This is a genomic window from Glycomyces terrestris (assembly GCF_003933745.1).
In the GTDB taxonomy this organism is placed as follows: domain Bacteria; phylum Actinomycetota; class Actinomycetes; order Mycobacteriales; family Micromonosporaceae; genus Glycomyces; species Glycomyces terrestris.
Map to the genome: position 1 here is coordinate 422,269 of NZ_RSEB01000001.1, position 26,935 is coordinate 449,203.

At 73.6% G+C, this 26,935-nt stretch carries 29 protein-coding genes; 12 read left to right on the forward strand and 17 right to left on the reverse strand.

The genetic code is table 11. From position 1 onward, the window contains the following. Positions 1-131: 131 nt before the first annotated feature. A complete protein-coding gene (locus EIW28_RS01995) occupies positions 132-2,027 on the reverse strand; it encodes a heavy metal translocating P-type ATPase (RefSeq protein ID WP_125246039.1) in 1,896 nt (631 codons plus the stop codon). Positions 2,028-2,084: 57 nt separating this feature from the next. Between EIW28_RS01995 and EIW28_RS02000 the strand changes: the two genes are divergently transcribed. Further along, the gene (locus tag EIW28_RS02000) at positions 2,085-2,417 is read left to right on the forward strand and encodes an ArsR/SmtB family transcription factor (protein WP_125246040.1); all 333 of its coding nucleotides are present in this window, start codon (positions 2,085-2,087) and stop codon (positions 2,415-2,417) included. Here the strand turns inward: EIW28_RS02000 and EIW28_RS02005 are convergent. Genes EIW28_RS02005 through EIW28_RS02015 form a run of 3 tightly spaced genes read right to left on the reverse strand, consistent with a single transcriptional unit; the run spans position 2,414 to position 6,732 of the window. After that, the gene (locus EIW28_RS02005; RefSeq protein ID WP_125246041.1) at positions 2,414-3,535 is read right to left on the reverse strand and encodes an NAD(P)/FAD-dependent oxidoreductase; all 1,122 of its coding nucleotides are present in this window, start codon (positions 3,533-3,535) and stop codon (positions 2,414-2,416) included. The two genes, EIW28_RS02000 and EIW28_RS02005, sit on opposite strands and share 4 nt — an antisense overlap. Before the next feature lie 49 nt (positions 3,536-3,584). Then, the gene (gene sigJ, locus EIW28_RS02010; protein ID WP_125246042.1) at positions 3,585-4,433 is read right to left on the reverse strand and encodes an RNA polymerase sigma factor SigJ; all 849 of its coding nucleotides are present in this window, start codon (positions 4,431-4,433) and stop codon (positions 3,585-3,587) included. A 40-nt stretch (positions 4,434-4,473) separates the two neighbouring features. Next, a complete protein-coding gene (locus EIW28_RS02015; RefSeq protein ID WP_125246043.1) occupies positions 4,474-6,732 on the reverse strand; it encodes an alpha-L-arabinofuranosidase C-terminal domain-containing protein in 2,259 nt (752 codons plus the stop codon). Positions 6,733-6,896: 164 nt separating this feature from the next. Between EIW28_RS02015 and EIW28_RS02020 the strand changes: the two genes are divergently transcribed. Next, on the forward strand, positions 6,897-7,457 hold the full coding sequence (locus tag EIW28_RS02020) for a dihydrofolate reductase family protein (protein ID WP_125246044.1): 561 nt from the start codon (positions 6,897-6,899) through the stop codon (positions 7,455-7,457). Here EIW28_RS02020 and EIW28_RS02025 read toward each other — a convergent pair. Both EIW28_RS02025 and EIW28_RS02030 read right to left on the reverse strand, forming a co-directional pair. After that, on the reverse strand, positions 7,447-7,854 hold the full coding sequence (locus EIW28_RS02025) for a hypothetical protein (RefSeq protein WP_125246045.1): 408 nt from the start codon (positions 7,852-7,854) through the stop codon (positions 7,447-7,449). The genes EIW28_RS02020 and EIW28_RS02025 overlap by 11 nt on opposite strands. Continuing rightward, positions 7,851-8,276 (reverse strand): hypothetical protein, encoded by a 426-nt coding sequence (locus EIW28_RS02030; RefSeq protein ID WP_125246046.1) that lies wholly within the window; start codon positions 8,274-8,276, stop codon positions 7,851-7,853. Before EIW28_RS02030 ends, EIW28_RS02025 begins: the two co-directional genes overlap by 4 nt. Before the next feature lie 180 nt (positions 8,277-8,456). On the opposite strand from EIW28_RS02030, the gene EIW28_RS02035 reads away from it, so the two are divergent. Further along, the gene (locus EIW28_RS02035) at positions 8,457-9,353 is read left to right on the forward strand and encodes an alpha/beta fold hydrolase (RefSeq protein WP_125246047.1); all 897 of its coding nucleotides are present in this window, start codon (positions 8,457-8,459) and stop codon (positions 9,351-9,353) included. Positions 9,354-9,359: 6 nt separating this feature from the next. Here the strand turns inward: EIW28_RS02035 and EIW28_RS02040 are convergent, their stop codons facing one another. Then, positions 9,360-10,880 carry an FAD-dependent oxidoreductase gene (locus EIW28_RS02040; RefSeq protein ID WP_125246048.1) on the reverse strand — a complete coding sequence of 507 codons (1,521 nt, stop codon included), beginning with the start codon at positions 10,878-10,880 and terminating at the stop codon, positions 9,360-9,362. A gap of 111 nt (positions 10,881-10,991) precedes the next feature. On the opposite strand from EIW28_RS02040, the gene EIW28_RS02045 reads away from it, so the two are divergent. After that, on the forward strand, positions 10,992-11,828 hold the full coding sequence (locus tag EIW28_RS02045) for a DUF3626 domain-containing protein (protein WP_125246049.1): 837 nt from the start codon (positions 10,992-10,994) through the stop codon (positions 11,826-11,828). A 67-nt stretch (positions 11,829-11,895) separates the two neighbouring features. Beyond that, the gene (locus EIW28_RS02050) at positions 11,896-12,129 is read left to right on the forward strand and encodes a hypothetical protein (protein ID WP_125246050.1); all 234 of its coding nucleotides are present in this window, start codon (positions 11,896-11,898) and stop codon (positions 12,127-12,129) included. Positions 12,130-12,178: 49 nt separating this feature from the next. Here EIW28_RS02050 and EIW28_RS02055 read toward each other — a convergent pair whose 3' ends face one another. The 4 genes from EIW28_RS02055 to EIW28_RS02070 all read right to left on the reverse strand — a co-directional run bounded on the left by EIW28_RS02055 (position 12,179) and on the right by EIW28_RS02070 (position 15,971). Beyond that, positions 12,179-12,853, reverse strand: coding sequence for a DUF6766 family protein (locus tag EIW28_RS02055; RefSeq protein WP_125246051.1), 675 nt, complete (start codon positions 12,851-12,853; stop codon positions 12,179-12,181). A gap of 93 nt (positions 12,854-12,946) precedes the next feature. After that, positions 12,947-13,336 carry a hypothetical protein gene (locus EIW28_RS02060; RefSeq protein ID WP_125246052.1) on the reverse strand — a complete coding sequence of 130 codons (390 nt, stop codon included), beginning with the start codon at positions 13,334-13,336 and terminating at the stop codon, positions 12,947-12,949. A 28-nt stretch (positions 13,337-13,364) separates the two neighbouring features. After that, positions 13,365-14,324 (reverse strand): TIGR03885 family FMN-dependent LLM class oxidoreductase, encoded by a 960-nt coding sequence (locus EIW28_RS02065; RefSeq protein WP_125246053.1) that lies wholly within the window; start codon positions 14,322-14,324, stop codon positions 13,365-13,367. 12 nt (positions 14,325-14,336) lie between these two features. Beyond that, entirely contained in the window at positions 14,337-15,971 is a 1,635-nt protein-coding gene (locus EIW28_RS02070) for an alpha-amylase family protein (protein WP_125246054.1), read from the reverse strand. Between the two features lie 167 nt (positions 15,972-16,138). Here EIW28_RS02070 and EIW28_RS02075 point away from each other — a divergent pair, with 167 nt between their 5' ends. Further along, a complete protein-coding gene (locus EIW28_RS02075; RefSeq protein WP_125246055.1) occupies positions 16,139-16,588 on the forward strand; it encodes a DUF4383 domain-containing protein in 450 nt (149 codons plus the stop codon). Positions 16,589-16,694: 106 nt separating this feature from the next. Here the strand turns inward: EIW28_RS02075 and EIW28_RS02080 are convergent, their stop codons facing one another. Next, positions 16,695-17,117, reverse strand: coding sequence for a low affinity iron permease family protein (locus EIW28_RS02080; protein WP_197717023.1), 423 nt, complete (start codon positions 17,115-17,117; stop codon positions 16,695-16,697). 92 nt (positions 17,118-17,209) lie between these two features. Here EIW28_RS02080 and EIW28_RS02085 point away from each other — a divergent pair, with 92 nt between their 5' ends. Then, positions 17,210-18,328 carry an FUSC family protein gene (locus tag EIW28_RS02085; protein ID WP_158630259.1) on the forward strand — a complete coding sequence of 373 codons (1,119 nt, stop codon included), beginning with the start codon at positions 17,210-17,212 and terminating at the stop codon, positions 18,326-18,328. A gap of 3 nt (positions 18,329-18,331) precedes the next feature. Here EIW28_RS02085 and ku read toward each other — a convergent pair whose 3' ends face one another. Beyond that, a complete protein-coding gene (gene ku, locus EIW28_RS02090; RefSeq protein ID WP_125246057.1) occupies positions 18,332-19,216 on the reverse strand; it encodes a non-homologous end joining protein Ku in 885 nt (294 codons plus the stop codon). Positions 19,217-19,342: 126 nt separating this feature from the next. Here ku and EIW28_RS02095 point away from each other — a divergent pair, with 126 nt between their 5' ends. Genes EIW28_RS02095 through EIW28_RS02110 form a run of 4 tightly spaced genes read left to right on the forward strand, consistent with a single transcriptional unit; the run spans position 19,343 to position 22,452 of the window. Continuing rightward, entirely contained in the window at positions 19,343-19,915 is a 573-nt protein-coding gene (locus tag EIW28_RS02095; RefSeq protein ID WP_125246058.1) for a DNA polymerase ligase N-terminal domain-containing protein, read from the forward strand. Continuing rightward, complete coding sequence (gene ligD, locus EIW28_RS02100) at positions 19,912-20,853, forward strand: non-homologous end-joining DNA ligase (protein ID WP_125246059.1); 942 nt, start codon at positions 19,912-19,914, stop codon at positions 20,851-20,853. The genes EIW28_RS02095 and ligD (EIW28_RS02100) overlap by 4 nt, the downstream gene beginning before the upstream one ends. 1 nt (position 20,854) lies before the next feature. Next, complete coding sequence (ligD, locus tag EIW28_RS02105) at positions 20,855-21,769, forward strand: non-homologous end-joining DNA ligase (protein WP_125246060.1); 915 nt, start codon at positions 20,855-20,857, stop codon at positions 21,767-21,769. Positions 21,770-21,828: 59 nt separating this feature from the next. Then, positions 21,829-22,452, forward strand: a complete 624-nt coding sequence (locus EIW28_RS02110; RefSeq protein WP_125246061.1) for an ATP-dependent DNA ligase — start codon at positions 21,829-21,831, stop codon at positions 22,450-22,452. 50 nt (positions 22,453-22,502) lie between these two features. Here the strand turns inward: EIW28_RS02110 and def are convergent, their stop codons facing one another. From def to EIW28_RS02125, 3 genes are all read right to left on the reverse strand, one after another. Then, positions 22,503-23,063: a peptide deformylase gene (gene def, locus EIW28_RS02115; RefSeq protein WP_125246062.1), complete on the reverse strand. Its 561-nt coding sequence runs from the start codon at positions 23,061-23,063 to the stop codon at positions 22,503-22,505. Positions 23,064-23,224: 161 nt separating this feature from the next. Then, positions 23,225-24,073 (reverse strand): hypothetical protein, encoded by an 849-nt coding sequence (locus EIW28_RS02120; protein ID WP_125246063.1) that lies wholly within the window; start codon positions 24,071-24,073, stop codon positions 23,225-23,227. Between the two features lie 120 nt (positions 24,074-24,193). After that, a complete protein-coding gene (locus tag EIW28_RS02125; protein WP_125246064.1) occupies positions 24,194-25,429 on the reverse strand; it encodes an endo-1,4-beta-xylanase in 1,236 nt (411 codons plus the stop codon). A gap of 198 nt (positions 25,430-25,627) precedes the next feature. Here EIW28_RS02125 and EIW28_RS02130 point away from each other — a divergent pair, with 198 nt between their 5' ends. Next, on the forward strand, positions 25,628-25,825 hold the full coding sequence (locus EIW28_RS02130) for a DUF1737 domain-containing protein (protein WP_125246065.1): 198 nt from the start codon (positions 25,628-25,630) through the stop codon (positions 25,823-25,825). Between the two features lie 40 nt (positions 25,826-25,865). On the opposite strand, the gene EIW28_RS02135 is transcribed toward EIW28_RS02130, so the two are convergent. After that, a complete protein-coding gene (locus EIW28_RS02135; RefSeq protein ID WP_125246066.1) occupies positions 25,866-26,837 on the reverse strand; it encodes an aldo/keto reductase in 972 nt (323 codons plus the stop codon). Positions 26,838-26,935 lie beyond the last annotated feature (98 nt).

Genomic DNA, 26,935 nt, shown 5'->3' on the forward strand with positions numbered 1-26,935 from the left:
AGGGGTCCGGGCCGCGGACGGTGCGTCAGGTGGAGCGACGCCCGACGGCGACCGGCTCGGGCGCGGCCGCGGGCGCGGGTGCGCGCCGTGCCGTCCTCATTTCCGGAGGAGTCCGGGCCGCGGACGGTGCGTCAGGTGGAGCGACGCCCGACGGCGACCGGCTCGGGCGCGGCCGCGGGCGCGCGCCGTTCCGGCCAGTGCCGCGAGGACAGCAGGCGCAGGCCGTTGAGGCCCACCACGACCGTGGACAGCTCGTGCCCGGCCACGCCGAGGACCATCGGCAGGTGCCCGAAGAGGTCCCACGCGGCGAGCACGACGATCACGGCCGCCGCGAACGCGAGGTTCGCCCACGCGATCCGGCGCGCCCGGCGCGACAGGTCCACGAGCGCGGGCAGGGCGGTGAGCCGGCGGCCGACCAGGACCACGTCCGCGGCCTGGAGCGCCAGGTCGGAGGCGGTGCCGCCCATGGCCGCGCCGACGTGGGAGGCGGCCAGCGCGGGCGCGTCGTTGACGCCGTCGCCGACGTAGAGGGTCCGGGTGCCGGCGAGGCGGTCGGCCTTGTCCCCCGGGAGCAGTGCCGCCTCGACCGCGCCGATGCCGACCGCGGCGGCGACGCGGTCGGCCGCGGCGGCGTGGTCGCCGGTGAGCAGGCGCGGGGCGGTGGCGGTGCGCGCCCGGAGCGACGCGACCGCTTGGGTCGCTTCGGGTCGGACGGTGTCGGTGAGGCCGATGACGCCGATGGCGCGTCCGTCGGCGACGACGACCGCGACGGTGAGGCCCTGGGCGGCGAACTCGGCAGCGGTGCGCTGGGCGGCCTCGTCGTCGCCGAGGAGCACGGGGTGGCCGACCGCGACGTCGGTGCCGTCGACGCGGGCGCGGACGCCGCGCCCGGGGACGGCCGTGAACGCCTCCACGGGCAAGGCCGGGCCGATACCGGCCAGGACGCGGCCGACGGGGTGCTCGCTGCGGGCCTCGGCGGAGGCGACGAGGGCCCGCAGGCGGGCTTCGTCGCCGTGGAGGACGTCGATGCGGGCCACGGCCGGTTCGCCGCTGGTGAGGGTGCCGGTCTTGTCGAAGGCGACCGCGTCGACCTCGGCGAGGCGCTCCATCATGAGGGCGCTCTTGACGAGCACGCCGTGGCGGCCGGCGAGGGCGACGGCGGCCAGGAGCGGGGGCATGGTGGCGAGGACGATCGCGCAGGGGCTGGCGACGATCATGAAGGTCATGGCGCGCAGCAGGACCGGTTCGAACGCGGCGCCGGCCAGGAGCGGGATCGCGATGAGCGCGAGGGTGGCGCCGACGACGGCGAGCGAGTAGGGCTGCTCGACGCGCTCGATGGTCAGCTGGGTCTGGGACTTCGCCTCGGAGGCCTCCTCGACCTGGCGGGCGACGCGGGCCAGGACCGAGTCGGCGCTGGAGCGGTCGACGCGCACTTCGAGCGCGCCGGTGCCGTTGACGGTCCCGGCCAGGACGGCGGAACCGGGGGCCTTGCGGCCGGGCAGGGCCTCGCCGGTGAGCGTGGACTCGTCGACCTCCGACTCCCCCGCGGCGACGGTGCCGTCGGCGGGGACGCGGTCGCCGGGCCGGACCAGCACGAGGTCGCCGGGCAGGAGGTCGGCGGCGTCCACGTGGGTCTCGCGGCCGTCGGCGAGGCGCACGGCCCGCTCGGGCGCGTGTTCGAGCAGGCTCCGCACGGAGTCGGCGGTCCGCTCGGTCAGGACCGCTTCGAGGGCGCCGGAGGTCGCGAAGATGACGATGAGGAGCGCGCCGTCGAACCACTGGCCGATGGCCGCGGCGGCGAGGGCGGCCAGGACCATGAGCAGGTCGACTTCGAAGCGGGGCTTGGCAAGCGCGCTCAGGCCGTCCCAGGCGGGGCCCCAGCCTCCGGCGGCGTAGCAGGCGGCGTAGGCGGCGGTCCAGACCCAGGTCGGGGCGCCGCCGAACTGGGCGGCGGCGCCGACCGCGAAGAGGGCGAGCGCGGCGGCGGCCCAGCGCACGTCGGGCAGGCGGAACATGCTCATGAACATGCGCATGATCTTATCTTCGCAATTACGAAGATAGCAAGGTACGGTAGGCTGGAGCGCATGCACGAGAGCATCCCGGACTTCACGATGCCGGACGACGAGCAGGTCCAGGCGGCCGCCGACGCGCTGCGGATGCTCGCCGACCCCACCCGGCTCAAGCTCATGTGGGCGCTCCTCCAGGGCGAGGAGAACGTGGCGTGCCTGGCGGAGCTCACCGGGGCCCGGCCGACCGCCGTCAGCCAGCACCTCGCCAAGCTCCGCCTGGCCGGCCTCGTCCAGACCCGCCGCGAGGGCACCTTCGTCTACTACTCCGTGACGGCCGACGGGCACCTGCGCCCGCTCGTGGAGCAGGCCCTCGGCCACGCCGCCCACACCGTCCGGCAGCGGGTCTAGCCGACGCGGTTGCGGCGGCCGCCGGTGCGGCCGGTCATGCGCGCGGGGACCGCGGTCTTCGCGCGGTAGAACTTGAGCGGGCTCGAGGAGACGGCCTCCTTGTAGGCGACGGCGGCGCGTCCCTTGAGGTACCAGCGGCTCGGCGTGTCGTCGGGCTTGGTGAACTGGATGACGGCGTCCTTGCGGCCCAAGGAGACCGGCTGGTGGAAGTAGCCGAAGCGGAACGGCCGCGGCTCCTTGCCGCGGAGCAGCCGGGTGATCGACTCGGCGGTGTGGGCGGCCGAGGGGATGCCGGACTGGCAGGTGCCGTGGAGGGTCCCGAAGCCCTGGCGGATCGCGGCGGCGTCGCCGACGGCGAACACCTCCGGGTGGGAGACCGACCGCAGAGTGGCGTCGACGGCGACGCGGCCGGCGTCGTCCACGGCGATCCCGGCCTCGGCCGCGAGCGGCGAGTACGCGACGCCGGTGGTCCACAAGGTCACGTCCGTGGCGAGGCGCTCGCCGCCGGCGAGCTCGACCGCGCCGGGCAGGACCCGGGCGACGGCGGCGCCGGTGCGGACCTCGATCCCCAGCCGCTCCAGGGCCTTCGCGAGGTGGGCGCGGGCCTTCGGGCCCATCATGGCCGCGGGCTCGCCGCGGGAGACGAGCCGCACCCGCAGGCGCGGGCAGGCCTCGGCGGCCTCGGTGGCGGCCTCGACGCCGGTCAGGCCCGCGCCGCACACGGTCAGGACGCCGTCCGCGTGGTCGCGCAGGGCGACGGCGAACTTCGGGTCGTCGATGGTGAAGGCGTGCTCGACGCGCGGCGTGGCCGATCCGATGGCGTACACGAGGTAGTCGTAGGCGAGTTCGCGGCCGTCCTCGAGGAGCACGGCGCGCCGCGCGGTGTCGATGCCGGCCGCGCGGCCCTTCACGAACGCGACGCCGGCGGGCGCGACGATGCCCGGGATCGAGTGGGCGCCGAGGTCCTGCCCGACGGCGGCCTGGTGCTGGCGCAGGCGCTCGTCGAACACGTCGGTCGGGTTGAGCAGGGTCACGCGGGCGGCGTCGGTGCGCCGGGCGATGCCGGTCGCGGCCATCATGCCGGTATAGCCGGCGCCGAGGATCAGGATGTCGTTCATGCCCCAAGGACGGGCGCGGCGGCGCGGACGTGAGGTCGTGTGACAACCGTCACATGTTCAGGGCGCCGAGCTTCTCCGGGTTGGAGATCAGGTGGATCTCCTCCACGACCCCGTCGACCAGGTGCAGCATGATGACCACCACGGCGGTCTTCCCGGAGCGGACGACGATCGCCGGGCCGCCGTTGACCTCGGCGAACTCGACGGCCGGGTCCGCGGGCATGCGGCCCGCGAAGGTGATCAGCGCGCGGGCGACCAGCTCCATGCCGTGGACGGTCTTGCGCGGGGCCGGGGCGAGCCCGCCGCCGTCGCACACGAGGGCGACGTCCGGGGCGAGGATGCCCATGAGGGCGGCCAGGTCGCCGCCCGCGCAGGCGTCCATGAACGAGACCGTGGCGCGCTCGCGGGTGACCGGGTCGGTGTCGTAGCGGCGGCGCTTGGCGTCCACGTGCTCGCGGGCCCGCTTCGCGGTCTGGCGCACCGACTCCTCGCTGCGGTCGAGGATCGCGGCGATCTCGCGGTGCGAGTACCCGAACGCCTCCCGCAGCACGAACACCGCCCGCTCCAGCGGGGACAGGGACTCGAGCACGAGGAGCATCGCCGAGGAGACCGAGTCGGCGAGCGCGAGGTCGTCCGCGGGGTCGCCGCCGGTGGGCACGGGTTCGGGCAGCCACGGGCCGACGTAGGCGACGCGGGCGGCCTGGGCGCTGCGGAGCCGGTCGATCGCGAGGCGGGTGGTGACGGTGACGAGGTACGCGGTCGGGTCCTCGACCTCGGCCGCGTCGACGCGGTGCCATCGCAGCCACGCCTCCTGGACGACGTCCTCGGCGTCGGTCACCGTGCCGAGGACGCGGTACGCGACCGCTTGCAGCAGCCCCCGCCGGTCCTCGAACACGTCCATTCGGCAAGGATATCGGCGCCGCGCCGCCGCCCGCGGGCGGTCAGGTCGCGGTGACGACGGCGGTCGCGAACGACCACGGCGGCAGCTCGATGTCGACGCCGTCGTCGCCCTCGGCGCGCACGCCGACCGGGGTGACCGGGGAGGCGTGGAAGACCTCGCCGTCGTCCGGCCCGGCGCCCGCGAGGAGCGTGACGGCGGCGGTGGCGGGGCCGGGCAGGTCGAGGTGGGCGGTCTTGGCGGTGTCCTCGGCGTTCACCAGGCGGACCACGTACTCGGTGCCGCGCTCGCCCTCGCGTGAGAGCACGCCGGCGACGACGCGCTGCTCGGGGCGCAGGTCCTGCTCGTAGTCGTGGCGGAGCGCGCCGTCGACCCAGACGCGCACGCGGGGGCCGTCGAGCCGGATCTCGACGCGCACGGGCTCGTCGCGGAGGCCGGTCCAGGGCCGCGGCCAGTCGTCGGTGCTGCCGATGCCGTCGTCGCTGCGGGAGACGGACGTGGACCGGTTCTGCCAGCCGCCGATGTGGACGGTGAGCGAGCTGCCGGGCTCCTCGGGGCCGAGGCGCACCTCGACGCCGTCCTCGCCCTCGCCTCGGCGGACGGTGAACGCGAGCGCGCACGCGGCGGGGTCGATCGCGCCGAGGACCACGCCGTCGCCGCCGGCGCTCGTGTTCGCGTCGGGGACCGGGTGCCCGTCGAGCACGATGCCGGTGAACGCGGCCGCGGCCCGCGGCGACTTCAGGACCGCGCTCCCGGCGGGCGGCAGCGCCACCGGCAGCGGTTCGACGCCGTCGAGTTCGACGGCGTGGACGCGCTGTCCGCGTTCGGTTCCGAAGGCCTGCTGCACGTAGTAGGAGGCGCTGGGCCGCACCTCGTCGGCGGTGAAGTACACGAGGTCGGGCTGCCACTGGGAGTGGCCGACGCGGGCGAGCAGCGGCGCGTACGAGGCCAGGCGCACCACGTCGGGCCGCCGCTCCATGGCGACCATGTACGCGGCCTCGGCGAGCGCCGAGCGCACCCTGCTGGACCAGGCGGCGTACTCGCCGAGGTAGACCCGGGGGCCGTCGGGGTCGTAGGCGTTCCAGCGGTCGATGTTCTGGTGGTACCAGCGGGGGTTCTGGTAGCCGTGCTCGTCGACGATCGGGGTGGCGCGCTCGCGGGCGAAGGCCCGGCCGGCCTCGTAGTCCCGGCCGCTCGGGGCGGGGCCGGCGGTGCCGATGGGGGTGATCTCGGGGTGGGCGGCGCGCAGGGCGTCCTCGATGCGGGCGTAGCGGTCCTTGAACTGCTCGGTGATCTCGTCCTCGTTGCCGATGCCGAGGTAGCGCAGGCCGAACGGCTCGGGGTGGCCGAGTTCGGCGCGGCCCCTCCCCCACTTGGTGGCGGGGCCGCCGTTGGCGAACTCGACGAGGTCGAGCACGTCCTGCACGTAGGCGTCCATCTCGGCCTCGGGGACGGCGTGCTGGCCGCCCGGGGAGTTCTGGCAGCACACGCCGGCGGCGACGATGGGGATGGCGGTGGCGCCCACGGCCTCGCAGAGTTCGAAGAACTCCAGGTAGCCGATCTGGCGGGACTGGTGGTAGCGCCAGATGTTGAACGCCTGGACGCGCTCGTGGCGGGGCCCGATCGAGTCCTTCCAGTGGTAGACGTTCGCGAGGCCGTAGCCGTGGGCGAGGCAGCCGCCGGGGAAGCGGATGAAGCTGGGGCGCAGGTCCTTCAGGGCCTGGAGGAGGTCGGGCCGGAAGGTGAGCGGCTCGCCGTCCTCCCCCAGGGGCCGCAGGGAGACGGCGTCGAGGTCGACGACGGCGCCGGCGGGGACGGCCAGGCGCAGTTCGCCGCGGCCGCCGGCGGTGGCTTCGAGGTCGGTCTCGAGGTACTGCCAGTCGCCCTTGCGGACCGCGAGGGTCCCGACGGCGAGGCCGCCGCCGAGCTGCACGTCGATCGCGGTGTCGGTGTCGGACCGGGCGAACAGGCACAGGCGCAGGCGCTCGCCGCGGGCGGCGCCGACGCCGTCCCAGCCGCCGTTGGCGATCGCGGCCGGGCCGGTGAGGCGGGCGTGGCGGGCGTTGTTGCGGTGCAGCGGGGCCGCGGTCCTAACGGCGACCGCCCCTTCGGTGGTCCAGCCGGTCAGGGGGTGGAAGCCCTCGCGCTCGGCGGGGTCGAACTCGAAGTCGCCGTTGCGGATCCGTTCGGCGTTCAGGCCGCCGTCCAGGGCGTCGTTGAGGTCCTCGATGAACAGGCCCCACAGGTCGGGGGCGGCGTCGGCGACCGCGTCGCCGACGCGGACGGTGAATCGCTGGCTCATGTGGGGGGTGCCTCCTCGGCGCGCGACAGCGGCTGTTTATCGGTAAAGTTGTGTCACTGTAACCGCCCGGGTACCGGTCGTGTCAAGCCCTTGCCGGCACGGAATCGCGCGGGATGTCGGAGGCCGGTCGTATGGTCGAGGCCGGATGCGAGGAGAGGAGCGCGATGCGCAGCGTGACCTATTCGATGAACGTCTCACTCGACGGCTACATCGTCGGGCCGGACGGGAGTTTCCAGTGGACGGAGCCCGACGACGAGGTGTTCCGGTCCCACATCGAGGAGGTGCGGCACGTCGGCACGTATGTGATCGGACGGCGGCTGTACGAGACGATGCGCTACTGGGAGACCGTCAATGACGCGGAGCTGAGCGCGGACCAGCGGGTGTGGGCCGACCTGTGGAACCCGCTGCCGAAGGTGGTGTTCTCCCGGACGCTGAGCGAGGTCGGCGACGCCGCCCGCCTCGCCTCCGGGAGCCTGGCCGAGGAGATCGAGCGGCTGCGGGCCGAACCCGGCGAGGGCACGGTCGCGGTCGGCGGCGCCGAGCTCGCGGCGCAGGCCGCCGACCTGGGGCTCATCGACGAGTACATCGTCCGGATCTACCCGGTGCTCGTCGGCGGCGGCGTCCCGTTCTTCGCGCGGAACGAGCGGTTCGTGGGGCTCGAGCTCACCGCGACCCGCACCTTCCCCTCGAATGTGGTGTACCTGCGCTACCGGGTCACGCGCTGACCGGGCGCCCGCGCACCGCCCGCCGCAGGAGCACGCCGATCCGGTGGGTGAGGAAGATGAGCGCGAGCCCGTTGAGGGCGTGCACCAGGAACAGCGACTGGCCGAACAGGGTGCCGGGGACGCTCACCAGGCCCATGCCGTGCTGGAGCAGCACCAGGAACGCGCCCAGCGCGGTCAGCCAGGTGATCGTCGCGCCGACGCGCGCGGCGAGCGCGAGGACGACCGCGGCCGCGTAGCCGTAGAGGAGCACGTCGCCGTTGACGAAGTGCATCCGGAAGCCGGTCTCGAGCCCGCCGCCGTAGCCGACGCCGAAGCCGGCCAGTGCGAACTGGAGGACCAGGAGGACGAGGAGCAGGAGCGTCCACACCCGCAGGATCGCGGTGACCATCGGGTTCATGCCATGACCTCGTTTCGCTGCGCCGCGCGCTGGGCGCGTCTGGCCTCGACGGCCCGCTTGGCGAGGCGGGCGACGACGAGCTGGACCGTGAGGATGCCCAGGCCGTTGGTGGCGTGCAGGGCGATGCCGATGCCGCCGCGCACGCCTTCGGTGCCGAAGCCGTAGGCGAGCGCGCCCTGCATGAAGATCATGAACAGGGAGAGGACGCACAGCAGGACCGCCTTGTAGCCGGGCCGGGCGATGAGCGCGAAGACGACCGACAGCATGAGCCAGAGCATGAGCATGCCGCCGTTGCCGGCGTGGACGATGAAGCGCATGACGCGCTCGTCGCCGGACGTCACCGCGCCCCAGCCGGCGAAGCCGATCTGGAGGACCAGGAGGACGACGACGAACCGCGTCCACCCCAGGAAGAACACCTTCACCGCACACTCCAAGCGCTTCGCCGTTGCATGCGGGCCAGTGTGCCGCCGTCCTCGCGCGCGGGTATCGGCCTGGAGGAGGCAATCGCCCTACCCCGCAGGGGGTACGGGCCGGCCGCGGCGTACCTCCCGCGGGCGAGGGCCCGGACTTTTCGCGGGCGCGGGCCTGGGTATCCGGCGGCGATGAGCGAGGAAGCGGACGGGGCGTGGTTCCCCGGATTCGAGGAGTGGGACGTCGAGGGGCAGCCGGGGGTGGTGCTGCACGGCCGCTCGGGCGGGAGCGGCCCGGCCGTGGTGCTCCTGCACGGGCATCCGCGCACGCACACGACGTGGCACCGGGTGGCCCCGGCGCTCGCGGCCGCGGGGTTCACCGTGGTCTGCCCGGACCTGCGCGGCTACGGGCGGTCCGCGAAGCCCGAGCCGGACGCGGCGCACCTGCGGTACTGCGACCGGGCGATGGCCGCCGACGTGGCGGCGCTGATGACCGCGCTCGGGCACGGGCGGTTCGCGGTCGCGGGGCACGACCGGGGCGCGTACGTGGCGTTCCGGACCGCGATGGACTTCCCCGATCGCGTCGCGGCCCTGGTGGCATGCGACGGGGTGCCGATCCTGGAGGCGCTGGAGCGCACCGACGCGGTGTTCGCGTCCCGGTGGTGGCACTGGTTCTTCTTCGGGTCCTCGCCGCACGCCGAGCGCGTGATCAACGCCGACCCGCTGGCGTGGTACCGGTTCGACGAGTCCTCGATGGGCGCGCGGAACCACGCCGACGCGGTGGCGGCGGTGTCCGATCCGCGCACGGTGCTGGCGATGCTGGAGGACTACCGGGCCGGTCTGACGAGGGACCCCGAGCACGACGCGGCGGACCGGGCCGCGGGCCGGCGGGTGCGGGCGCCGGTGCAGACGGTGTGGTCGTGCTACGACGACACGGCGGCGCTGTACGGGGACCCGGCCGCGGTGTGGGAGCCCTGGTGCGCGGGCCCGGTGCGCTCGGCGGTCGTCGACTCGGGGCACCACATGGCGGAGGAGGCCCCCGGCGAGGTGGCGGCGGCGCTGGAGGCGTTCCTCAAGGAGGTCCTGTGAGGACGGTCAGACGGACTCGTCGCGGAGGGGCGCGAGGGCCGGGCCCTGGAGGACGGCGCCGTCCGTGTCGAAGCGGGAGCCGTGGCAGGGGCACTCCCAGGTCCGCTCGGCGTCGTTGAAGCCGACGACGCAGCCCATGTGGGTGCACGTGGCGGAGCGGGTGTGGAGGTCGCCGGCGTCGTCGCGGTAGACCGCGCGCAGGTGCCCGTCGACGCGGACGACGGCGCCCTGGCCGGGCGCGAGCTCGTCGGGCGAGTGCGCGGGCGCGGGCGTGAGGCGGTCGCCGACGAGGTGGGCCATGACGGTCTTCTGGTTGGACGCGATCGGCCCGGCCTCCTTGGCGAGGTGGAGGCGCGTGGGGTCGAACAGGCCGGCCCAGGCCGGGGGCGTCTCGGTGATGAGGCCGGTGAGGAGCCGCGCGGCGGCGACCCCGTTGCTCATGCCCCAGCCGCCGAACCCGGTGGCGACGAAGAGGCCGTCGCCGCCGGGCATGGGGCCGACGAACGGGACCTTGTCGGGGGTGCCGTTGTCCTGGGCGGCCCACCGGTACGCGAAGTCCTTGGCGCCGAAGCGGTCCGCGGCCCACGCTTCGAGCCGGGCGTACCGCTCGGCGGTGCCGGGGTCGCCGGGGGTGAACTGCTCGCCGGTGACGATGAGGAGCCGCGAGCCCTCCGCGAACGGGGCGGTGCGCACCGAGCGGGTGCCGTCCTCGGAGGTGATGTACATGCCGGCGGGGTCCGCGGTCGCGGGGACCGGCGCGGCCACGACGAGTTCGCGGCGCGGCTTGAGCCGCGAGAAGAGCCGCACCCGGTTCACGGTCGGGTAGTGGGTGGCGATGACGGCCCAGCGGGAGCGCAGCGCGGCGCCGCCTTCGGTCGTGAGGCGCTGCCCGTCGCCGTCGGCTTCGACGTCGACGATCCGGGAGTGCTCGAAGATCCGGCCGCCGCGGGCGAGGAGGTCCTCGGCGACGGCGAGCAGGTAGCGGCGCGGGTGGAACTGGGCCTGGTCCTCGACGCGGACCGCGCCCGCCACCGGGAACGGCAGGCCCGTCTCGACCGTGAACGACGCGTCGAGCCCGGCCTCGCGGGCCGCGTCGGCCTCGGCCTTGAGGGCCGCGACCCCTTCCTCGGACTCGCAGTAGACGAACGACGGCGCGGTCTCGAGGTCGCAGTCGACGCCGAGCTCCTGGACGTCGGCGCGGAGGTGCGCGATCGCCTCGGTCTGCGCCGTCGCGTAGTCGCGCGCCGCGTCGGCGCCGAAGGCGTCCTTGAGGTGCGCGTAGACCTGGTTGTGCTGGGCGGAGAGCTTCGCGGTGGTGTGGCCGGTGACGCCGGCGGCGATCCGGTCGGCCTCGACCACTGCGACCGAGAGGCCCGCGCGGGCCAGGCCGTGCGCGGTGCACAGCCCCGCGATCCCGCCGCCGACGACGGCGACGTCCACTTCGAGGCCGTCGGGCAGCCGCGGGTGCTCGGGGGCCGGGGCCGAGGCCAGCCAGTACGAGGTGAGGTCGGCGTGGTTCGTGTTCATCGTTTCCGGTTACCCGCCCGGCCCGGCCCGTACACGAGGAGGTGCGCCATGCCCGGACCGAAGCGGGCGAACCGGCCCGCATCGGAGCCCGCGCTCCGCGAGACTGGGGGGATGAACGCACCCACGCCGCAGGAGCGGGCCATCCGGCATGTCGCGAGCCTGTCGTCCGGGCCGCCGATCCCGCCGGAGCTGCGCGTGACGCTCAACTTCCATCCGGACCGGTCGCTGGACGGCACCCCGATCCTGGAGGCGGTCGCGGAGGACGGCGTCTACCGCTCGCAGTTCGTCACCGGCATCGGCGACGGCGGCGTGACCGCCGACCCCAGCGGCGACCGGCAGGCGTGGGAGAGCCGCATCTTCGACGGCGCCTACGACGACGCGCCCGACCACGAGCGGCCCGTGTACGGGGCGCTCAACTTCCGGCAGAAGGAGGTCGGCGGCGCGCCCCGGTTCGGGTCCTCGTTCCTGCGTCTCAACGCCGACACGCTGGCGCGCACCACGTTCTGCTACCCGGACAGCTTCCTCGACCCCGACGACTTCGGCGTCGCGGACCGCATGGGCCTCATCGGCACCGCCCTCGGGGACGTCCAGGACGACCTCGACCACTACATCGAGGCGCAGGTCCACGGCCCGGTCCGCATCGACCGCGACGTCGAGGCCCTGGTCCTGGACCCCTGCTACCGGGACACGCCCGTCGAGGCCGCCGCCCGCAAGCTCGGCTGCCCCCTCGAATGGCACCGGGGATTCCGGCTCTCGGTCGCCGAACTCGAACGCCACCATGACTACCGGGGCCGCGAGTACGTCGAGTTGGGCAAGGCGATCGCCGTCGGCGGCGTCCTCGACCCGCGCGTCATCGGCGACGCCGACCGCGGCGGCCGCCACGACGGCGAGGCCCTCAAGCGGGTGTGGCACTGCGTGGCCCGCTTCGGCGCGCCGCGCGACTCCTGACGTGTCGTGGCCGCGCGAGCGGGTACACCTCCGGCGCAAGCGCAACCGAACGGCCAAAGGGGGGCTGATGGGCAGCAGTGGAGAGACCGGGCACGTCACGGGCACGGCTGACAAGGACTACAACATCATCTGGTTCACGGAGGCGTGCCTGAGCAACGCACTCCGGCTGGAGACCTACATCGCCGACGCCGAGCGCGCCGGCGACACCGAACTGGTGGAGTTCTTCCAGCGCGCGCAGGCCGCGAGCCGCAAGGGCGCCGAAGAGGGCAAGGCCCTGCTCGCCCGGCGCCTCGCCGGCTGACCTGAACGCGCGGCGCCCGCGGTCCGGCCGGACCGCGGGCGCTCCGCGTTCAGCCGGACTCCTGCGTCGCGTCGTGCGGCGCGCCGACCGGCTTCGACTCGGGCGACCCGCGCTGGCGCAGGTAGATGCTGAGCACGACGATCGAGACCATCGCCAGGAACTCCGACTGCCAGTTCTGGAGGGTCCGGTTCCAGAAGTCGGCGCTGCCGACGTAGCCGAACCACGTCAGCGGGTCCTGGAACTGCGCCAGGCGCTCGGCGTTGAAGGCACTGCGCCCGGCGATCGACTGCGCGAGCCACGACAACGCGAACAGGACGCCCATGACCACGCCGAGCGAGGTGGAGAAGACCGCGGTTCGCCAGCCGCCGGTGCGGGCCCACTCCGGGGAGTCCGGTTCGGCGTGCTTGCCGACCTTCTGCTGCTCGTCGGACTCGGTGCCGGCGTTCTCCACGAGCTTGGACTCGTTCGAGCCGCGCTGCACGAGCCAGACGGTGGCGAGCACGAACAGGAGGAACTGGAGGTACTCCGACTGCCAGTTCTCGGCGACGTCGACGGCGAAGTCACTGGAGGTCACGTACTCCAGCAACGTCAACTGCCGGCCCGAGTCGGCGAGCTGGCGCTCGTTGAAGGCCGCGCGGCCCGCGAACGCCTGGCCGACCAGGGCGGCGAGGAACAGCAGCCCGAAGCCGATGCTCAAGCCGTTGTCGCGCAGTGCACGTCTCATCCCGTCCTCCTCACCGGTGCATCAGTCCCAGGGCGATGAAGTACGCGAGGCCGGCGAGCGTGACGACCAGGCACAGCGTGAACATGGTCCTCTTCATGCGCTCACCTCGCACTCGTAGGGGCGCTCGCCCTGCGGCTCGCACCCGGCCGCGACGACCTTCCAGCCCTCGTCGAGCTCGGCGAGGAAGAGCACGTCGGTGCCGGTGCGGACCTGCGCGCGGTCGCCCCACACGTCGGTCTCGCCGACCGTCCCGGTCGGCAGGTCGAGGGCGGCGACGGCCTGCTCGCACGTCTGGTCCTCCGAGGAGGCGAGCGCCTGGGCGGTCTCGGGCGCGAGCGCCGCGCAGACCGCGGCCGCGTCGCCGTCGGCGAGCGCGGTCAGGAACGCCTCGGCCGCGGCCGAGGCGTCGTCCGCGCGCTGGGAGCCGCAGGCGGCGAGGGCGCCGCAGCAGACCGCCAGCGCGGCGATCCGATTCCACTTCACGGCGCCATAGTTCCCCGGCCGGTCGGGATCAAACGGCGAGGCAGGGCAGCACGTGCTCGCCGAAGGCGTCGATGAACCGCTCCTGGCCGGGCCCGACCTGGTGGAGGTAGAGCCGCGAGAAGCCGAGGTCGGCGTAGGAGGCGAGCACCTCGGCGTGGCGGCCGAGGTCGGCGCCGATGTGGACGCCGGGTTCGAGGGCGTCGGCCGGGACGTGCGCGCAGGCGGCGTCGAACTGCTCGGGCAGTTCGAGCTCCTGGTTGAGCGCGGCGGGGAGGGCCACGAAGCGCCACTGGGCGAGCGCCTGGGCGCGGGCGCGGTCCTCGTCGGGGTCCCAGGAGAGGTGGACCTGGAGGTGGAGGGGCTTGCCCTCGCCGCCGCCCTCGGTGAACGCGTCGATCACCTTCCGCAGGTGCGCTTCGGGGGCGTTGACGGTGATGAGCCCGTCGGCCCAGGCGGCGACCTCGCGGGCGGTGGCCGGGGAAAGCGCGGCGGCGAACAGCGGCGGCGGCGTCTCGGGGCGGGTGTAGAGGCGGGCGGCGCGCACGGTGACACGGCCGTCGTGGTCGACGGTCTCGCCGTCGAGGAGGCGGCGGATGACGTCGGCGCATTCGGCCAGGCGCGCGTTGCGCTCGGGCTTGCGCGGCCACAGGGCCCCGGTGACGTGCTCGTTGAGGGCCTGGCCGCTGCCGAGGGCCGGGGTGAAGCGGCCGGGGAAGAGCGCTTCGACGGTGGCGATGGCCTGGGCGGTGACCGCGGGGTGGTAGCGGTTGCCGGGGGCGGTCACGATGCCGAAGGGGACGCTGGTGGCGGCCATGGCGGCGCCGAGCCAGGTCCAGGCGTAGGCGGACTCGTCCTGGTCGGCGCTCCAGGGCGCGAAGTGGTCGGAGGAGAGGACCGCGTCGAAGCCGGCGGCCTCGGCCGCGGCGGCGCAGGCGGCGAGGCGCGCGGGCGGGAACTGCTCGTGCGAGGCGTGGTAGCCGATCTCCATGGTGGACACTCCTCACTTGAAGACGTGCGGGCGGGGCCGCAGCCAGCGGTAGCCGTACCCGGCGAGCTTGAGGACCGGCAGGTCGTCCTCCTCGGGCGGGTAGTCGCCGTCGGTGAGGACGTCCACGAGGTCGTCGAGGTCGTCGTCGGGGATGCGGACCTCGACCTCGTCGGCGGAGAGGTTGACGAGCGTGACGACGGTGCCGTCGCGGTCGTCGTCGTGGCGCAGGGCCACCACCGAAGGGCTGCCGGTCTCCAGGACGCGGTGCGTGCCGTAGCCGATCTCGGTGAGCCCCAAGCGGGTCCGCACGAGGTCGCCGACGCGCGCGAGGAGGCCGCCGCCGGGGCTGCGGTGCTGGTCGTACACGTTGACCTCCTCGTAGCCGAAGGGGCCCTCGCGCACGGGCTCGGCGACGAGCCGGTCCTTCGGGGCCGAGGAGAAGCCGCCGTGCTCGTCGGCGGTCCACTGCATGGGGATGCGCACGCTCAGGCGCTCGCGGCGCGAGAGGTCGTCGCCCATGCCGATCTCGTCGCCGTACTGGAGCACGGGGGTGCCCGGCAGCGACAGCAGGAGCGCGTGGGCGGCGGCGATGCGCCGGTGGTCGCCGCCGAGCATGGGGGCGACGCGGCGGCGGATGCCGCGCCCGTAGGCGCGCATGTCCTCGTCGGGGGCGAAGACCTCCATGACCTCCTGGCGCTCGGCTTCGGTGAGGCGTTCGAGGTCGAGCTCGTCGTGGTTGCGCAGCCAGTTCGCGAACTGGCTCTGGCGCGGCGGCTGCGGCTGCTCGGCGAGGGCCCGGTGGACCGGTTCGGCCTCGCCGCGGGCGAGGGCGAGGAAGACGTGGTTGTTGAGCCAGAAGTTGAGGAGCATGGTGAGGCCGTCGCCGTCGAGGAAGTAGTCCCCGTACGCGTCGATGGGGACGTCGACCTCGCCGATGAGCACGGCCTCGGGGTGGCGCAGGGACACGAACTCGCGCATCTCGCGCAGGAAGTCGGCGCCCTCCTCGTACTCCTCGGCCTGGGCGGCCTGGTGGACCATGTAGGGCACGGCGTCCACGCGGAAGCCGGAGACGCCCAGGCGCAGCCAGAACGCCATGACGCGGCGGATCTCGGCGCGCACGGCGGGGTTGGCGGTGTTCAGGTCGGGCTCATGCGAGTAGAACACGTGCCGGTAGTACTGGCCGGCCTCCTCGTCCCACGTCCAGATGGAGTCCTCGACGGTGGGGAACACCGGTTTGAGGCCGTCGTCGCGCGGCTCGTCGGACCAGATGTAGTAGTCGCGGTAGGGCGAGTCGCGGTCCGAGCGGGCCTGCTGGAACCAGGGGTGCTGGTCGGAGGTGTGCTGGACGACCAGGTCGAAGATGACGCGGATGCCGGCCTCCTCGGCCTGCTCCAGCAGCTCGACCACGTCCGGGAGGGTCCCCAGGCGCGGGTCGACCGAGAGGTGGTCGGAGACGTCGTAGCCGCCGTCCTTGAACGGCGAGGGGTAGAACGGCAGGAGCCACAGGCAGGTGGCGCCGAGCCCGCGCAGGTGCTCGAGCCGGTTGGTGATGCCGCGGATGTCCCCCCAGCCGTCGCCGTCGGAGTCGCGGAACATGGCCGGGTCCATCGCGTAGACGACGGCGTTGCGGTACCAGAGCGGATGCATGGCCCTCCTCGTGGGATCGGGTCCGGTTCGGCCCTTGGCAGGTGCCCGCGGGGGCCGCCGGCGAAACTCCGGCGCGGTCCGCGGGGCCCGCGGACCGCCGTCTGGAGTGGAACCGCGGGAAACGGGTAGTTCTCCATTCCCTCGATCAACGGAGAAGGAGGCCCGACATGGGTGACTCAGACGATTATTCGGGACGCGGGCGCGCGCCGGTGCAGATCGTGACGATGGTGATCGCCCTCGTCTTCCTGCTGGTCGGCCTGCTGGGGTTCGTCCCCGGCGTCACGTCCGACTACGACTCGCTCGCGTTCGCGGGGCACCACTCGGAGGCGGCCCTCCTGGGGGTCTTCCAGGTGTCGGTCCTGCACAACCTCGTGCACCTGCTGTTCGGGATCGTGGGCTTCCTCATGGTCCGCACGGTGAGCGGGTCGGTCACGTATCTGCTCGTCGGCGGCGCGATCTACTTCGTGCTGTGGCTCTACGGGCTGTTCATCGACTTCGACTCGGCGGCGAACTTCGTGCCGCTCAACGACGCCGACAACTGGCTCCACCTGGGCCTGGCCGTCGGGATGCTCGCGCTCGGCGCGGTCTTCTCGCGCGGCGCCCGCCGCACCGCCTGACCCGCGGCACGGCGACGCCGCAGGAAGACGCCGCACGACAACGCCGCAAGACCACGCCGCAAGGAGACGCGGCCGGCACCTCATGCCGGCCGCGTCTCCTTGCGCGCTAAGCGCTCTCGTCCGTTTCGAGGCCGACCGCGCGGCGCAGTTCCTCGCGGCAGTCGTCCAGGTCGTGCGAGTCGGGGTCCGCCTTCGCCGTGTGCTCCATGAGGTCGGCGAGGCCGTTCGCAAGCGCGTTCAGCTTGTGCTGGACCGCGGCGTCGTTGCGCGACTCGGTGTTCTGGAGCAGGGCGACCAGCAGGAACGTGATGATCGTCGTCGTGGTGTTGATGATCAGCTGCCAGGTGTCCATGGGCAGCCAGATGATCGAGGGCGCCCAGATCAGCACCAGCAGGATGCAGAGCAGGAAGAACGGCGCCCGGGCGGCGAACTCGGAGGCCTTGGTCGCGAACCGGTCGAACGGGCTGACGTGGTGCGAGACGTCCCGGGGCATGACCGGCTTGCGCGCACCGTGCTTATCGGATTCCATGCCCGCAACTTCCCGGCCGCGTGTGGCCGCAAACATCGGGCCTGCGGGCCCGCCCCGGGTTCCGGACTCCAGGGCGGGGTATGCCTGCGGCCATGACGCGGCATCCGATTCGCGAGGGCGTGGGACGCGACCTGCGCGGGGCCTGGGGCTTCGCGCGCGCCGTCCCGCGCCGCGGCTCGTGGGCGCGCGAGACGGCGATCCAGGCGCTCAAGGCGGGCATGGCGGCGGTCCTGGCGTGGTTCGTGGCGGCGCACCTGCTGCACCTCCCCCAGCCGTACCTGGCGCCGTGGGCGGCGCTGTGCATGGTCCGCCCGACGGTGCGCTGGTCGGTGCTCACGGGCCTGCGGCAGGTGGCCGCTGTCGCGCTCGGCGTGGTGGTCGCGGTGGCGGCGACGGCGCTCATGCCGGGCAAGGAGCTCGCGCTCGCGGTGTGCGTGCCGGTGGCGTTCCTCGTGAGCTACTGGCCGCGCCTGGACGACCAGGGCCAGTACGTGCCGTTCACGGCCCTGTTCATGATCGCGGTCGACAGCGTGGAGGAGCCGTTCGTGCTGTTCCGGCTGGTGGAGACGGCGCTGGGAGCGGCGATCGGGATGGGGGTGAACCTGCTGGTCGCGCCGCCGATCCGGGTGCTCACGGTGGACGCGCGGGCCCGGCGGGACGCGGACGGGGCCGCGGGCCTCATGCGCGAGCTCGCCGGGCGGCTGCGCGCGGGCGAGGCCGACGCCGGGGACGAGTCGTGGTCGGCGCGGGTGCGGCGCCTGGAGGAGCACCTGAGCGGCACCGAGGGCGCGCTCCAGCATGCGCGGGACGGGCTCCGGCTCAACCCGCGCCGGAGCGAGGCGGGGATCAGGAACGCGGTCGAGCGGGCGGGGAGGGCGCTGGAGGTGAACCGGCGGGTCGTGCGGGCGGCGCGGGCGCTCGCGGAGGTGCTCGACGACGTGCGCCGCGATGACACCCCGGACCCGTCGCTCGACCCCGGCTTCCGCAGGGACTGCGCCGAGATGCTGGAGACGGCCGCCGACGCGTGCGAGCGGCGGGTGGCGGCGCTGCTGGGGCCGGAGGACGAGGCGGAGGGCCCGGACCTGTCGGCGGCGTTGGACGCGCTGGAGCACCGGGTCGATCCGACCGGTGGCGACCTCCCGACGACCGAGGCCCAGAGCGCGCTGGTCATGGCGGTGCGGCGGCTTGTGCTGGCGGTCGGGAGCGGGTGAGGCTCAGGCGCTCTTGCGCCGCGCGGCCTTCTTCGCGGCGGTCTTCTTGGCGGCGGTCTTCTTGGCGGTGCGCTTGCGGGCGGCGGTCTGCTTCGCCGCTTGCTTGGCGGGCCGGCGCTTCGGGCCGCCCTGGGCGTCGAGGCTCTGCTGGAGGGCGTCGGCGAGGTCGATGACCTTGGCGGCGGGCTCGGCCCGCTGCTTCTTGGCGGGGGCCTTGCGGCCCTTGGACTTCGCGGCGATGAGGGCTTCGAGGGCCTCGCGGTAGGCGTCGCTGTACTCCTCGGGCCGGAAGTCGTCGGACATCGACTCGATGAGGGTGGCGGCCATGGCCAGCTCCTGCTCGCGCACCTCGCCGGCGGCGCCGGCGAACTCGGGCCGGCGGATCTCGTCGGGCCAGAGCATGGTGTGGACCAGCAGGAGGTCGCCGCGGGGCCGCAGGGCCGCGAGGGTCTCCCTGCGGCGCAGCGTGATGCGGACGATCGCGATCTTGCCGGACTCGGCGAGGGCCTCGCGCAGCAGGACGTACGGCTTGGCGGCGCCCTTGCCGGGCTCGGCGTAGTAGGTCTTCTCGAAGTGGATCGGGTCGATCTGCTCGACCGGGACGAACTCGACGACCTCGGCGGACTTCGAGGAGCTGACGGGCAGGTCGTCCAGGTCGTCCTCGTCGATGAGGACCACCTCGCCCTCGACCTCGACGCCCTTGACGATGTCCTCGGGCGGCACGTCCTTGTCGTCGAGCTCGCACACCTTCCAGTAGCGGATGCGCCCGGCGTCGCTCGCGTGGTACTGGTGGAGCGCCGGGTCGTGGCTGCTGGTCGCGGTGTGCAGCTTGACCGGGATGCTCACGAGTCCGAACGCGATGGTGCCGTTCCAGATCCCCCCTGGCATGGTCACAGCATGCCACCGGGGGCCCGGGCCCGGCGGCGAATGTGTCATCTTCTCGCCTTCCCGGCGGGGCTCGCGCGGCGCCCGCGCAACTGTTTGCCGCCGGTGGTGACCGGGTATCTGGCGCCCATGGCACGGGGGGACAAACTTGGAGAATATCGGGCGAAACGGGACTTGCGGAAGTCCGGTGAGCCCGGGGGCGGGCGCCGCCGCGGCAAGGCCGACCGGTTCGTCGTCCAGCGCCACGAGGCCACCCGGCTCCACTTCGACTTCCGGCTCGAGGTCGATGGCGTGCTCGTCTCGTGGGCGGTGCCGAAGGGCCCCTCGCTCAACCCCGACGACCGGCGCCTCGCCGTCCGCACCGAGGACCACCCGCTCGACTACGCCGAGTTCGAGGGCCTGATCCCCGAACCGGAGTACGGCGCCGGCACGGTGATCGTGTGGGACGCCGGCACCTACCGGAACCTGACCGCGAAGCGCGGCAAGGCGATCGCGATGGCCGACGCGGTCGAGCACGGCCACGTCAAGGTCTACCTCGAAGGCGAGCGGCTCACCGGCGCGTTCGCGCTCTCGCGCATGGGCGACGGCGACTGGATCCTGGTCAAGGTCGACGACGAGGGCGCCGACCGCCGCCGCAAGCCCGCCAAGACCCGCCTCGAATCGGTCCTCACCGGCCGCACCAACCGGGACCTGCGGGCATGAACGGCTTCCGCGAACCGATGCTGGCCTCGCCCACCGAGCGGCGGTTCTCCAGCCCTGACTGGGTGTTCGAGCGCAAGCTCGACGGCATGCGGGCCCTCGCCGTCCGCGACGGCGGCCTGCCGCGGCTGTGGTCGCGCAACGGGCGCCGCATCGACGAGAGCTTCCCCGAGATCGTGGAGGCCCTCACCGAGCTGGGCGGGCCCCGCTTCACCGCCGACGGCGAGATCGTCGCCTTCGACGGGAGGCAGACGAGCTTCGCGCGCCTCCAGGCCCGCATCCACCTCACCGGCGCGGCCCGCATCGCCGCCACCGGCGTCGAGGTCTACTACTACCTGTTCGACCTCCCCTCCTACGGCGGCGAGGACCTGAGCCGGGTGCCGCTGCGCGAGCGCAAGGGCCTGCTGCGGCGGGCCTTCGAGTACCGCGACCCGCTGCGGTACTCCGTCCACCGCAACACCGAGGGCGAGGCGCTGTACGCGGACGCCTGCGCGCGCGGCTGGGAGGGCCTGATCGCCAAGCGCGCCGCCTCGCGCTACCGGAGCGGCCGCTCCCGCGACTGGCTCAAGTTCAAGTGCGTGCGCGACCAGGAGTTCGTCGTCGGCGGCTTCACCGACCCGCAGGGCTCGCGCACCGGCTTCGGGGCGCTCCTGGTCGGCTACCACGACGGGCGCGGCCCGCTGCGCTACGCCGGGAAGGTGGGCACCGGCTACGACGAGCGCACCCTGCGGCTCCTGCGAGCGCGCCTGGACGCCATGGAGCAGGACGCGAGCCCCTTCACCGGCCCGATCCGCGAACCGGGCGCGCACTGGGTGCGGCCCGAGATGGTCGTCCAGGTCGGCTTCACCGAGTGGACCCCGGACGGGCGCCTGCGCCACCCCCGCTACCAGGGCGAGCGCGCCGACAAGCGCGCCGCCGACGTCGCCCGGGAGGCGGTCTGACATGGCGCCCACGCTCCGCATCTCCGGACACGACATCTCACTGTCCAAACTGGACAAAGAACTGTTTCCGGACGACCACGTCAGCAAGGACGACATGCTCGTCCACTACCTGACCGTGGCCGAGGCGATGGTCCCCCACCTGGCCGGGCGGCCCCTGACGCTGCTGCGCTTCCCCGACGGGATCGGCGAGGAGGGGTTCTTCCAGAAGGACGCGCCCGCCTACTACCCCGACTGGATCCGCACCGTGGAGGTGCCGCACAAGCGCCGCGAGGGCACCGCCCGGTACGCGGTGTGCGACGACGCCGCCTCGCTGCTGTACCTGGCGAACCTGGCCGCCGTCGAGTTCCACATCTGGACCGCGACCGCCGACCGCATCGACCACCCCGACCGGCTCGTGCTCGACTTGGACCCGCCTCCCGGCGGCGTCCCGACCCCGACGCTCCGCTCGGTCGCCAGGCGCGCCCGCGACCGGTTCGCCGAGCTGGGCCTGACCCCGTACCTCCAGGCCACCGGCGGCCGCGGCTACCACGTCGTGGCGCCGCTCGACCGGTCCCAGGACTACAAGTTCGTGCGCGACCTCGCCGGGGGCCTCGCCGCCTCGCTCGCCGCCGACGACCCGGACCTGCTCACCACCGAGCTGCGCAAGAACAAGCGCGGCGACCGGATCTTCCTCGACGTCAACCGCAACGGCCGCGCCCAGACGTTCATCGCGCCGTATTCGATGCGCGCCCGGCCCGGCGCCGCCGTCGCGACGCCGCTGGAATGGGACGAGCTGAGCCGGTCCAAGCCCGACGGGTACACCCCGGCGTCGCTGCGGCGCCGCCTCGCGCGCCGGGGCGACCCCTGGGCGGACATGGACCGCCACGCCGCCGACGCGGCCGAGGCGCGCGGACGCCTCGCGGCGCTGGAGGGCTGACGGGTACCGGTGCGGCCGTTCGGCAAGCGCTCCTCGCGTTCCGGTCGTACGCTCGGGCGGTGGAGGAGGCGCCGGAGCTCATGCTCGCCACCGCCGGGGCGCTGCCGACGGCGGGCGGCTGGGCGTACGAGTTCAAATGGGACGGCGCGCGCGTCCTGTGCGAGACCGGCGGCGGGCACTGGCGGCTGCGGACCCGGCACGGTGAGGACGTCGCCTGGCGGTTCCCCGAACTCGCCGCGATCGCCTCGATCGGCGACGCGGTCCTCGACGGCGAGCTGGTGGTCTTCACCGACCGCCTCCCGGACCTGGAGGCCACGGTGGCGCGGCTGCGGGCCGGGCCCGAGGAGGTCGAGGGGCTGGCGGCCGCGACGCCGGCCACGGTCCTCGTGTTCGACCTGCTCCGCCGCGACGGCGCCGACCTGCGGGGCGAGCCGTACGTCCACCGGCGCGTCGCCCTCGACGGCCTCGGGCTGACCAGGGAGCGCTGGGCGGTGCCGCCGTGGTCGGACAACCGGATCGCGATGGTCGCCGCCGCGCACGCGCACGGCCTCGACGGCGTCGTGGCCAAGCGGCTGAACAGCCCCTACGTCGGCGGGCCGTCCCGGTTCTGGATCACCGACCGGCACGCGGACACCGTGCCGCGGCCGCGGTTCCTGCGGGCCCGCTTCGACCGGTTCGACTGAGGGACGGCGCGCCGACGCTCGTCCGGGCGGCTTCACCGGACTCGCGGGACTCAGGCCGCGGGCCAGGCGGCCGGGTAGCGCTTGGCGGCCCGGCGGTGCTGACGGCGCAGATCGCGCCGCTCGGCGTCGGTGAGGTGGTCCTCCATGACGATGCCGCGCAGGTGGTCGGTCTCGTGCTGGAGGCAGCGCGCGAGGGTGCCGGTGCCCTTGACGGTGACGGGCTGCCCGAACTGGTCCTGGCCGTGGCAGACCGCGAAGTCGGGGCGCGCGACGGGCAGGTAGGCGCCGGGCAGCGAGAGGCAGCCTTCGAGGCCGGTCTCGTCCACCGGGTCGGCGGCGAGCTCGATGCGCGGATTGCACACCAGGCCCTGGTGGCGGCGGCCGTACGCGTCGTGGCAGTCGTACACGAAGACGGCGAGGTCGACGCCGACCTGCGGCGCGGCCAGCCCCGCGCCCTCGGCGGCGGCGTTGGTCGCGAACATGTCGCACAGCAGGTTCCACAGCTCCGGACCGAACTCGGTCACCGGCGCGCTCGGGCGGTGCAGCACCGGCGTGCCCCACCGGGTGATCGGCCGTGCGGTCCCCGAGGCGAGCAGTTCCTCCAGCGGCATGGGCGGCCTTCCTTTCCGTCGAGCGGGACCATCATAGTCGCCGCTCGCCGGCGGGGTCTGCGAGCGGCGAGTGCCGCCCGGCGACGAAGACGTCGGCGCACAGCAGCGAAGCGGGGGATGCGGCGCTCCAGGCCGAACCCGGCCCGCTTCGGGCACCGGGCCTACCAGGAGGCGGTCAGGGCGGACTGCGCGGCGCGGATCGCCTCGCGGATCTCGGCGGCGAGGCCGTGGCGGCCGTCGTCGCCGAACAGGTCGGTGCGCATGAACGTCAGGTCGCGCACGCGCCCGTACCGGTCCAGGGTGGCGCGGCACAGGCGGCTGGACGAGTACGCCTCGCAGCGGTACGCGTCGCCGCCGCCGCGCCCGGAGCCGATCTCGGGGAAGTCGTCGTGGACGCCCAGCTCCTTCGCGCGGGCCCACCGCTGCTTCTCGGCGGCCACCCACGCGCGGATGACGGCCTTGCCGATCGACCTGCCGCCCAGGCGCTCCGCGCCGCGCAGGAGGTCGAGCGAACGGAGCATGCCGTCGAGGCCGATCGCCAGCGCGACGACGTGCTGCGCGTCGGACCCGGTGAACTCGGGCTCCTCCGGGCCGGCGGCGGCGCCGGCCGGGACGAGGGTCCGCGAGGCGGCGGCGACGACCTGGTCGGCGCGCGAGCGGAAGCCCGGGTGGCGCTTCGCGATCTCGCGGATGACCAGGTGCTGCGCCGTGAGGACCTGGCGGGGGTGGATCCCGCCGCCGGGCCCGCCCTCGGCGCGCACGACCCGCCGCACGCCGCCGGCGTACTGGGGGTGGCGGTCGGCGACCTGGTCGATGAACTCCTCCAGCAGCTCGCGCGAGGGGCGGTGTCCGAAGTGGTGGGCCATCGCCTTCGCGTACACGCGGTTGACGGTGTCGCGGTAGGCGATCCGCTCCCGGTCGGGCAGCGCCCGGTACGCGATGCGGGCATCGCGGGCGCCGGTCTGGATATACGAAACGAGCGCCCCGGGTCCGGGCACTGGTCGGGACATCGGCGTCCTTGCTCTGAACGGGCCGCCTGGAGCGGCGGCGGGCGGGCGGATTGCGCCGAGTGTACGAACCTCCGCCCAGCCCGTCCCGGCCGAACCCCCCGCCCCTCCAGGCGCTCGCGGCTACCGCAGCTCGGCCGCCACGGCCGCCTCGCCGGACGCGTCGAGCGTGAACTCGGCGGTGCGGCCCTCGTGCGTGATCCGGTAGTCGCCGAGGAAGCCGGTCAGGCGCAGGCGCCCGTCGGCGTCGGTGGCGACGGTGGTCGGCGGGGTGCCCCACTCGGTGTTGACGAGGTGGTGGAGGCGCTCGTAGGAGGGCTTGGGGGTGCCGTCGGCGCGCACGAGCCCGCCGGGGGCGCCGAGCCACATGCCGGCGTCGCACATGCCCCAGTAGGTGACGGCCTCGACCGAGGGGTGCGCGAGCAGCGTCCGGTAGTGCCGTTCGATCTCGTCCGCTTGGCGCGCTTCGCCTTCGGGGGTGGAGGGCCAGGAGTCGACCTGGTAGTCGTTGAGGTCCTCGATGTGGGGCGGCATGATCTCGCCGGAGAGGAGGGTCGTCTCGGTGAAGTGGATGGGCAGGCCGTAGCGGGAGAAGCGGTCGAGGATCGCCTCGGTCTTCTCCTCGCCCCAGTAGCCCTGGTGCATGTGGCTCTGGAGGCCGAGCACGTCGATCTTGATCCCGGCTTCGAGGACGCCCTCGATGAGGCATTCGTAGGCCGCGGACATGTCGAAGTCGTTGAGCAGCAGCACGGCGTTCGGGTTCGCCTCGCGGGCGGCGTCGAAGACCAGGCGCACCATGGGGATGCGGCCGATGTCGCGGCACAGGCGGGTGATGCCGTTGTCGTACTTGTCGAAGATCGGCATGATGACGACCTCGTTGATGACGTCCCACATGTCGATGACGCCGGCGAAGTCGCTCGCGTCGCGGAGGATGCGGTCGACCTGGGCGCGGGCGATCTCCTCGTTGTCGAGGTCGAGGAGCCAGTCGGCGGTGACGGTGTGCCAGGCGAGGGGGTGGCCCTTGACGGGGTGGCCGCGGTCGGCGAACCACTTGGCGGCTTGGAGGAGGCGCTCGGTGTCGGGCTTGCCGCGCTCGGGTTCGAAGCGGCCCCAGTAGAACGGGAGCGTCGCGAAGTTGAAGACGCCCTCCCACAGCTCGGCGTCGCGCTGGGCCCGCGCGGGGTCGGCGGCGGTGCCGTTGGCGTGGTCGATGAGGTCGAACCCGATGCAGCCGAACAGGAACCGGTGCCTGGTCTGCTCGACGACGACTTCGCGTCCGGCGAGGGGCTCGCCGTCGCGGGTGAGGGTGACGACGGCGTCGGCCGTGCGGTGCGCGAACCGACCGGAAGTTTCAGACATGTGGCGCTACTTTCCATGGAAGTTTCAGAGCCATTTCAGCACCCCGGCGGCCGCGGGTCAAGGGCGCGGCCGTGGCAGGAATGGCACCCGGGATGTCGATCGAGACACTGGATCGACCGCATCGGTTGCGGCCATAGTGGTTCCCATGAACGAGCGCGACGAGAAGCGAGTCTTGAGGAACCGGCGCGGAGGGCTGACATGAGCGCGCCACCGGACGGGCTGCCCGTCTACCGAGTGCTGACCGGCCCCGACGACTCGGCGTTCTGCCGCCGGGTGAGCGAGGCGCTGGCCGCCGGGTACGAGCTGCACGGCGGTCCGGCCGTCACGTTCGACGGCGAGCGGGTCATCGTGGCGCAGGCGGTCCTCTGGCCCGGGCCGCGGGGAAAGCGCGAATAGGCGCGTGCGCCGGCCGCGGCCGGCGCACGCGCCGGACCGTCTACCAGGCGTAGGCCTCGGGGGCGGCGCCGCCGGGGCCGGGGAAGAGCTCGTCGAGGGTGGCGAGGTCCTTCTCGGTGAGCTCGACGTCGAGGGCGGCGACGGCGTCCTCGAGCTGGGACATGACGCGCGGGCCGATGATCGGTCCGGTGACGCCGGGCCGGCTCAGGACCCAGGCGAGGCCGAGGACGGCGGGCGCGATGCCCTTCTCGGCGGCGAGCGCCTCGTAGCCTTCGAGGGCGGGGCGGTGCTGCTCGATGCGCTCGGCCATGTGGGCCCCGGCGCGGCGGCCGGTCGCGGCGGTCTCGCCGAGGACGCCGCCGAGGAGCCCGCCGGCGAGCGGGGACCAGGGGATGACGCCGAGGCCGTACCGCTGCGAGGCGGGGACGACCTCGAGTTCGATGTGGCGGTTGACGAGGCTGTAGATCGACTGCTCGGAGACGAGGCCGTAGCTGCCGCGCCTGGCGGCCTGCTCGTTGGCCTGCGCGATCATCCAGCCAGCGAAGTTCGAGGAGCCGGAGTAGACGACCTTGCCCTGGGCGACGAGGACGTCGATCGCCTCCCAGATCTCCTCCCAGGGGACGGAGCGGTCGACGTGGTGGAACTGGTAGAGGTCGATCCGGTCGGTCTGGAGCCGCCGCAGGGAGGCGTCGACCTGGGCGCGGATGCTGTAGGCGGAGAGGCCGCGGTCGTTGGGGCCCTCCCCCATCGCGCCGTAGACCTTGGTGGCGAGCACGACCTGGTCGCGGGCCTCGGGGCGGGCGGCGAACCAGCGGCCGATGATCTCCTCGGTCCAGCCCTTGCGGTCGCGGCCGTAGACGTTGGCGGTGTCGAAGAAGTTGACGCCGAGTTCGAGCGCGCGGTCCATGATCCGGTGCGCGTCGGCCTCGTCGGTCTCGGGACCGAAGTTCATGGTGCCGAGGACGATGCGCGAGACCTTGACGCCCGCGCGGCCGAGTTGGGTGTATTCCATTGGTCCTCCAGTGGGTCGCTCCCATCGTAGTCGCGCGGAACGCCTGTTCACCCCTCGCGCGGCAGTAGACTGGGGCGGCCCGCAGGCGCGTCGAGAGG